This is a genomic window from Leptolyngbya sp. ST-U4 (genome assembly GCF_039962215.1).
Lineage (GTDB): Bacteria > Cyanobacteriota > Cyanobacteriia > Elainellales > Elainellaceae > Leptolyngbya_A.
Map to the genome: position 1 here is coordinate 1 of NZ_JAMPKZ010000076.1, position 7,460 is coordinate 7,460.

9 protein-coding genes are annotated in these 7,460 nt (G+C 52.9%); all 9 read right to left on the reverse strand.

Annotated elements, in window-relative coordinates:
* Positions 1-51: 51 nt before the first annotated feature.
* Positions 52-315 (reverse strand): hypothetical protein, encoded by a 264-nt coding sequence (locus NDA02_RS27925; RefSeq protein WP_190791746.1) that lies wholly within the window; start codon positions 313-315, stop codon positions 52-54.
* Positions 315-893, reverse strand: coding sequence for a hypothetical protein (locus tag NDA02_RS27930; RefSeq protein ID WP_190791745.1), 579 nt, complete (start codon positions 891-893; stop codon positions 315-317). Before NDA02_RS27930 ends, NDA02_RS27925 begins: the two co-directional genes overlap by 1 nt.
* 223 nt (positions 894-1,116) lie before the next feature.
* Entirely contained in the window at positions 1,117-3,546 is a 2,430-nt protein-coding gene (locus NDA02_RS27935; protein WP_190791744.1) for a hypothetical protein, read from the reverse strand.
* Positions 3,547-3,588: 42 nt separating this feature from the next.
* Positions 3,589-3,813, reverse strand: a complete 225-nt coding sequence (locus NDA02_RS27940; RefSeq protein WP_190791743.1) for a hypothetical protein — start codon at positions 3,811-3,813, stop codon at positions 3,589-3,591.
* 23 nt (positions 3,814-3,836) lie between these two features.
* On the reverse strand, positions 3,837-4,211 hold the full coding sequence (locus tag NDA02_RS27945; protein WP_190791742.1) for a hypothetical protein: 375 nt from the start codon (positions 4,209-4,211) through the stop codon (positions 3,837-3,839).
* 55 nt (positions 4,212-4,266) lie between these two features.
* Positions 4,267-4,752 carry a hypothetical protein gene (locus NDA02_RS27950; RefSeq protein ID WP_190791741.1) on the reverse strand — a complete coding sequence of 162 codons (486 nt, stop codon included), beginning with the start codon at positions 4,750-4,752 and terminating at the stop codon, positions 4,267-4,269.
* 52 nt (positions 4,753-4,804) lie between these two features.
* Positions 4,805-5,890, reverse strand: a complete 1,086-nt coding sequence (locus NDA02_RS27955) for a hypothetical protein (protein ID WP_190791740.1) — start codon at positions 5,888-5,890, stop codon at positions 4,805-4,807.
* A gap of 57 nt (positions 5,891-5,947) precedes the next feature.
* Positions 5,948-6,484, reverse strand: coding sequence for a hypothetical protein (locus NDA02_RS27960; RefSeq protein ID WP_190791739.1), 537 nt, complete (start codon positions 6,482-6,484; stop codon positions 5,948-5,950).
* Entirely contained in the window at positions 6,474-6,773 is a 300-nt protein-coding gene (locus NDA02_RS27965) for a hypothetical protein (protein WP_190791738.1), read from the reverse strand. Before NDA02_RS27965 ends, NDA02_RS27960 begins: the two co-directional genes overlap by 11 nt.
* Positions 6,774-7,460: the final 687 nt, after the last annotated feature.

The following is a 7,460-nucleotide window of genomic DNA, read 5'->3' on the forward strand; positions in this document are numbered from 1 at the left end:
CTCATCTTGTTGCTCTCAGACGCTCTAAACCTCAAACATTGCCGCTAACCCTTAGTTTGAGAGGCTTTTGCTTGTACTCCCTACTGCTGGATCACCAAAAGATGGGATGAGCCGAAACGGAATTTCATGCCCTCTGCAATTTGGGAAATCTACCCGCTTGTAGCTCAGATGCTCTACATCGTGCGCTTTCAGTAGGGGAATGATCGGGTCACGTCCAAACAGAAGATTGAGGGCAATCTGACGCCGAAGCGACTGCTTCCAGCCTTTGCTGTTGATGTAGGCAACATATTGAGGGGATACAGCACGCTTTCCCATCACCACGCCTCGCCCTTGACGAAGCATCCAGAGAGCCAACCTCGCAGCCCTCGCTGCCCAACTTTCGTGTTAGCAGCAAGATCATGGGCACTGGCAAAAAGAGGAGTGAGGGCGATCGCCTCATACCAAAGATTGTCTGGTTCACCCGCAGTCCTGCCTGTAAGCTGCACCGGATCGCTCTGGCGAACCACGCCGACTACAGTGCGAGGGTCAGGATCGGGCGCTGATCGAAAGTTTGCGTTCCCCGGTGTTCTGTTGCAGGACTTGATGGTCAAAATATCGATTTGTTCGCTTTGATCGGCGGGCGCTGGCGTAATCAAAGGCTGCCTGGGTGCTGCGGCAACAGCCGGAGAAGCTGTAGAAGCAGGAGCAGGGGCAGCAGACTGAGCAGATGGTGCTGCTGTTGCTTGAATTGGGGAAGGGGCTGCTGTCGCAGCGATAGCAGCAGGCTGAATCATTGCGCTGGAGACAACTCGTCGTTGTCTTAATGCAGTTGCTTTGGACTGCTGCCATGCCAACGCAGAAGTAACACCAAATGTTGCTATCCCTGCATAAAAAATTATTCGGCTGAGTTTCATGGGGGACTCCTAATAGGAGGAAAATCGGGGTTTCGGGGTAGTTAGATGCAAACTGCAAATTTGGGGGTTTCGGGGTACTTTCGGGGTAATCGGGGTAAGTCAGCCAATCGCGGGAAATAAGGTAGGAAAAGCATTTGGGCGATCGGGGTTTTTCGGAGTGATTATCAGGGTAAAGCTCCTACCCCGACCAATTCAGCCCCAACCCCGCCGATTTCCCGCCAATTTACTCCTCATTTCGGGGTAAAAATCGGGGATCGATTCGGGGTCGCCAGAAGGCTTCGGGGTTTTCATCGGGACGGGCACGAAACTCCCCGATGCCCAGATCGTTGAGCTGGTGCAGCAGGATTTTTAGCGCAGCCGTGTCGATGTTACGGTCCTTGCCCCAGTTGTCTCTGAGCTTGGCAACGACAAACCAGCCCTCCGCGTCGGCGTAGCGATTACCTTTTCCGTAAACGTATCCCAGTAGCTCTAGCCCTCGCTCTGGCAGTTGGGTCAGGTCAGGGAGGTTAAAGCGTTCCTCCAGCCGATCGCGCTGTTCATCTAATTCCTCCGCGATCGCCTCACCGTCGTCATCCACCGGGATGTCCTCGTCTATGTCCTCGTCTATGTCCTCTTCATCCTCATCAAAGGCTTCAAGTTCTAGCACTTCTTCCTCTTGACTAGAGGCAGGCACCGCCAGCGCAACGGTTTCGATCGCGCCCAAGGCGTAATGTCCTGGCGGGGGCATGGTTGCAATAAACGGACGTAAACCAGGGGCTTTGACTAGGCAGAAGTATTGATCTCCCCGTTCGACGCGCAGGTGGTATTGCTCCTTCCAAAAAGCTTTATCGGCATTGCTGATCTTTGTCTTTAGCTCTTCTTCCAGAGCACGAGGGATGTTCTCCCCGATGAAGATGTTGACGGACTGGTCAAAGTCATCCCGGTTCATGCCCAGCCGGGAGCAGAGCGGGGATTGGGCGATATACGCCACTTTCAACCCCTTACCTCTCTGCTTGGTCAAGCCTCGTCCCAGTTTCAGTCCCTTCCTGAGCATCCGCGTCAGGTGTTTTTGCAGCGAAATTTTGCCGCGCTCCGGCGGGTTTGCTTCATCGATCGCACGGGCTTCGTCCATCAAAATCTCAGCTTCATCTAGCACAAACAGTTCAGGCGCAAACTCTGGTAAGGGTTTTCCTGCTTCTTTTGCTTTGCGAGCCAATCGGAAGCGAGAATCGACAATTTGCTCCAATGCACTCACGCCCCGAAACGACTCCTCCACGCCCTTGTAGTTGGGGGTGAACGTGGACCATTCGGTAAAAGGATACTTGGGGTCTGCCACGCTGAGGCGCAGCTCTACCCACACCTGCTGCATCGCACCCACAAGGTTATCCACCAGCGTTGACTTATCCGTATCGGTGTTGCCGGTCACTCTGAAGTGGTTGGCAATGCGGACAATCGTGAGCGGCCAATCGGGGTCGGCTTCGACGATCGGATCGACCTGATTTTCGGCTTCCCAATCAACGCCAGAGATGTCGATCGTCAGCACAATGCGACGATTGCTCATTTCCAGCCCTGGTTTAGTTTTGCAGTTGGGAACCTCTGCCATGATGCCTTCTAAGAGGCGGTCGTGAATCCGCTTGTAGGCATCAATCAAATTCTCAGCGTACTTGCCCTTATCGTTTTTGCCGGGGACGATCGGGAGAATGTTGAAGCTCAACTGGAATTTCTTTGTAAACGGCACAATGCGCGGGTCACGCACAATAACGCCGTGGTTATAGAGAAATTGAATCACCCGGTCTGCCAGCAGTTCGTAGGTCGTGGAGCCGTTGATCAGTTCAGGCTGTTGCAGGTTGTAGAGATAGAGCCTTTGCGATTCGATTGTCGCTTCCATATCCGCAATCAGCCGCTTATAATTCTCAATCTCCTTTTGACAAGCCCCAACCAGGGCGTTGTGCTGCTTCTCAAACTCTTCAATCAGCAAATTGCGCTGGTTATCCAGGTCTTTTTCTAGCTTGGCAGCACGGGCACTCAATTGCTCTCGTGCGTCACGCTCCGCTGCGTCCAGTTCAGCCGCCTTTTCTTCTGCCCAAGCGTAGATGGCATCGCGCTCGGCTTTGAGCTGGTTTTTCATCACCTCCAGTTCAGCCGTCTGAATCTCTAGCCTGTCCCACTGACTTTGCCAGGATTGCGTCAAGCGTTGCTTTTCCGTCTCAAACTCAACCTGCTGATTCGCCAATCCCTGTTTTAATTGCAGCAGTTCATATTCCTTTTGCTGCAACAGCGCAGCATAGTGGTCGATCGTCTGCTGGATCTGCTGAGTCGTGAGCGCGTCGTAATACTGCTGGATTTCCCACTGCTTTTGCTGAAGGGCAGCCTGGTGAGCCGCCTGCAACCGCGCCATCTGAAATTCATGCAGTGCCTTTTCCTCGGCGATCGGATCGTAAATCTCAATTTCAGGATCGCGGTAGAGCGCGGCAACCGCACAGGCAGCACCCCCTAGCCGGATTGCCCACATGAGCGTAGCAAGCAGAGGTTCTTGGGGGCGATAGCCAAACGTGAGGGTGCTACAGGTTGCCAAAACGAGCAGCCACAGTCGCGGCTTTACCTCGCGGGTAGGACGGGCAGCGAGGGGACGCAGAGGGTTTTCGGTGGGGATAATGCGGGGATAGAAAGTCATGGCTGCACCAGGCGGGATGCGGGGGTCAGGAAGAAAGCCATTTCAGGATTCAAGCCAGATATCGAGCGCAGCTCCTGCTAGGGAGATAAAGCTGTTTGGGTTGAACGGGTCGTCAGGGTCAGGCTGACGAACTTCAACCAGGGCAGAGATAGGGCATCCTGTGTGTTCAAGAGCAATAGCGATCGCATCAGATGTGCAGTTGGCATCGGTCTGAAAATCAACGTCTGGATTGCGAAAGATGACCATGTGCTTGCGGTTTTGAGGCATATAGAGTGTGAAATGAAGTGCAGTTAAAAAAGTCCCAACAGGATACCGATCGCCCCCATCACCAAGGGCAGGATTTGATCGACTCTCAGCAAGGTCGTTTGCAGGTCGTGTCGGTCGTTGGGCGACAAATCTAGCTCATGCTCCACAAGCTCAGACTGAATGAGGTAGGAAAAGCTCTCAGCGTCCTTCTGAAGGCGTTTTGCGGCTTTGATCTGACGACGACGCAGGATCTTGAGCCACTTCATCCACGCTGCCAGTCCAAATACGAGGGCAATAACGATCGCGATCAGGGTGACACCCTGCGGAATCAACGGGATAAACCACACCACCTTTAAAAGTTGGGCAATCACACCGGAGACAAGGAGAGCGGACAAACCCACCGCGATACGTTGTTCCATGATTGTGGGGTTTACGCCGCCCCACGGCGGGGCGGTAGAAACGACAGAAAACGGGCTAGTTGAGGTTGGGGTTCCCTACCCCTGCCCCTGCGAAGGAGAAGGAGCGCGGCAAGCCGACGCGAATCTCTTTCTCGCGGTACTCAGCGCGGCGATCGTCGTTGTTGAAGGTCGCTTCACCGAGGGTCAAATCCAGCGATTCCAGCCGTTGCCGGAACAGATCGCGGTTGATGTCTACCGACTGAGTTTCAAAGCTCAAGCGATCCTGTGCTGCCGTAATTTCAACCTCGCTGATCGACAGTTCTACCTGCGTCCGCTTCAGGTTGTTCCGCAAGATGTCGGTGCGGGTTTGCTCGATTGAGAGTTTGATTTCTTCCTGTCGATATTGCTCCTTCGCCACTTCAACACTTTTTTGCTTGCGCTTGGTAGTCCATTGTTCGCGCTCAAGATCGGCTTGCAAGCCCTGAATCTTGACGGAGCGAATCTGACGCAGGATGCGTTCAGACTGCTTCTTGAATTCGGACTCTGAAATGCCTGCTGGCATAGGTTAACGTCTCCTTTTTTTGACAGTGGATGTTCCATCGCTACCCCTCGGACTACTGAGGAGTGGTCTGAGGTTGGTAGTAGTAACCAGGAACGGGGTTTGCCGGAGCAACCGCGGGGGGCGCAGTTGGGGCGGGGGCGACGGGAGCAACCGGAGTCGGGGCAATGGGGGCGATCGTTGAGGGGTCAGGCAAAGGAACTGGGTCAAACGATCGGCTGAAGAGAAATCCAAACAAGGCAACTAAGGCAAAGGCAAAGGCAACCAAGCCAATCAGCATCTGCATCCCTTCCGACTTCATCAGGGCAATTAGATCCTCAAACCCGCTACCGCCCTGGAGGAAGAAAGCTTGCGGCTTGGGGGCAGAATCCATCATCGCGGCTGCTTGGTCCATGCCTGCGGCTTGTGCGCCCAGAATTATTTGCTGCATTTCTAGAAACTGCTGAAGCGTGATCTTCTGCTGTTCAAACAGCAACTCCGCCTGAGTCAACTCCTTCGGTTCCTGCAACTGGCGTTCCTCCAACCGGGCGATCGCCCGATGAACTTGCGGCATCACTTGCTGGGCAACCTGCGCGGCGACAGCAGTAGACAGGTGGGGGGCGAGCTGTTGAGCAATCATCGCGGCGGGGTCATCGGAGCGTTCTACGCCGGGGTACGGCGGTGCGGGGTAGTTCCCCGACGACGGTGCAGGAACGATGTGCGACGGTGCGACGGTGTGCTGCGCGGGTGCATACGGGTCAAAGCTGTCCCCCTGCGACGACATCGTGAACGATTGAGCCGGAGAATGAATCAGGGCAGAGTTCTGCGGCAACCGCGATTCAGTTTGCGGCGACTGAGGGGGTGCGACGGCAAATTGATTGGGCAAATACTGTGAAAGTTCACCTTTGAGTTGCTGCACCTGCGGAGTCGCAACCGCATCACACAGCTTGAGCAGCCCCGCCGTGCTATAAAAGATGCGTTCGATCGCGCCCTGTCCAGGCACTTTGATGAAATCTGTCCCGTAAGTCAGGAGAGGATGAAATTTTCTCAGTCCATGTTCGTTCAGCCCGAGCAAAATCAAAACGTTAATTCTCGGAATCAGCAATCCGTACTCTGGGTCAAGGTATTGCTGAAGGTTAATCGTGGATGCGGTTGAATTCATGAAAATCTCCAATAGTTTGCCAGAATGAAGGGCTTTAGCATGATTACTGGCTGCACTCTAAGTACCGCTCGGCTGTACTTCTAATGCCTTCGTCGTTTCCGTAATGGATTTCCCATTCGAGGTGGTTGCGTTCTCGAGCACAGGCAGTTTGCTCCCGGTAGATCCAGAGGAAAGTAGCGATAGCAGAGAGCCATAGGATTGCGGTAGTGAGGGCGAAGATACCTGCAATGGAGAGAGATCGACTACCGCGACAGCAAAAGGGCGAGGAGCTTCTCCTTGTACCCGTGAGAACGCCTTGATCAGCGTTTCACACTGGATAGAATTGCGATTCAGAGCGGTTGCGATCGCCTTCGCTCCAGCGTCGGTGATGCGATCGCGCTGGTCATAAATTCCACTGGTCAATTGAGCCAAATCTTCAACCGCCTGAGCCAGAGTTCCTGTAATTGCATCAGAGGCAGCGGTCAATGCCAGCAATTCATCGTCTGCCGTTTCAGGATCAACAGGTGGAACAGGGCTAGACGATTTATTGGACAATCGCTTATTGGATGATTTGCCATTCCCATTTGCAATTTGCTGTTCTTCTTCAGTTAACATTCAGCATTTCCTCCGGGTACTTGTGTGGATTTTGTTGGATGTCTTCAATCAGGGCATCACGAGCGAGTTCTAGACTCCGTACCCGCTTTATAAACTGAGCCACGAAAACAAACTTTGCCAGGTCGCGCTCGGAGTAAAGAGCTTTTCGACGGCTCAGACAGTAAGGTAGCCAGGGGTAGAACTGCTTCGCTTCCAACCGGTAGCTTGTGTGTTCATAGAGTGCGAGACGAAGCTCATCTCGCGTATAACCGTCTGAGTTCACAACTACGGTTGCTTTTACTGCTTGCATACAGACCTCAACGGAATCTCAACGGAAAGTCAAACGATTCTGGTCAGATTCAGGTGAACTTCTTGTGAATTAAACATAGAACACTAAATTAAAAGCAAACAATAGATAACTATGGATTCCATACAAGATCGTGAATCAGTATGAAATCCATACCAAATTGAAAAACACGAAAAAGTGTTCAGAAATCTATGTGAACACTTCTCTCAAGAGAACAATGATTTCTAAGAGCCACACAACAGCATGTCTATGCGATCGCAGATAGCTGCGGGTCTGGTTCGGCACACTATGAGAGGCTGAGAGTGTACAGTCCTTCAACCTCCCTTAACAATCTTTGTAAGGTTGAAGCTTGAACCTTACAAAACAGGAGAGGGTCTACTCATGTGGGAGCGGAGCACAGCGACATCTAGCTTACAGCGGGTTGCCAGCCCCGGTTGCTTCACTGCGTTGTGCTTTGGCTCATGCTGTGCTCAGAGCTTGAATGGCGGTTGCTAGCGACAGATTTCCCTTCAATCTGAGGGTAAGAAGTTCGCCCGGCTGGACTCGCTCAATCTGAGGAAAAAGCATCTCAGTCTCATTACAGCAAATTTCATGTGAATAGACCACAGTGATTGAACCAACCAATGGCGTCATCTTCAGTAATGAACTGAACTGCTTCCGTCATCGCTTGGTCGAGGGCTTGATCGGTGC

What these genes read in the sequence shown, in the direction of transcription:
- NDA02_RS27925 (WP_190791746.1), bottom strand. Translation starts at nt 315, where the DNA reads ATGGGAAAGCGTGCTGTATCCCCTCAATATGTTGCCTACATCAACAGC.
- NDA02_RS27930 (WP_190791745.1), bottom strand. Translation starts at nt 893, where the DNA reads ATGAAACTCAGCCGAATAATTTTTTATGCAGGGATAGCAACATTTGGT.
- NDA02_RS27935 (WP_190791744.1), bottom strand. Translation starts at nt 3,546, where the DNA reads ATGACTTTCTATCCCCGCATTATCCCCACCGAAAACCCTCTGCGTCCC.
- NDA02_RS27940 (WP_190791743.1), bottom strand. Translation starts at nt 3,813, where the DNA reads ATGCCTCAAAACCGCAAGCACATGGTCATCTTTCGCAATCCAGACGTT.
- NDA02_RS27945 (WP_190791742.1), bottom strand. Translation starts at nt 4,211, where the DNA reads ATGGAACAACGTATCGCGGTGGGTTTGTCCGCTCTCCTTGTCTCCGGT.
- NDA02_RS27950 (WP_190791741.1), bottom strand. Translation starts at nt 4,752, where the DNA reads ATGCCAGCAGGCATTTCAGAGTCCGAATTCAAGAAGCAGTCTGAACGC.
- NDA02_RS27955 (WP_190791740.1), bottom strand. Translation starts at nt 5,890, where the DNA reads ATGAATTCAACCGCATCCACGATTAACCTTCAGCAATACCTTGACCCA.
- NDA02_RS27960 (WP_190791739.1), bottom strand. Translation starts at nt 6,484, where the DNA reads ATGTTAACTGAAGAAGAACAGCAAATTGCAAATGGGAATGGCAAATCA.
- NDA02_RS27965 (WP_190791738.1), bottom strand. Translation starts at nt 6,773, where the DNA reads ATGCAAGCAGTAAAAGCAACCGTAGTTGTGAACTCAGACGGTTATACG.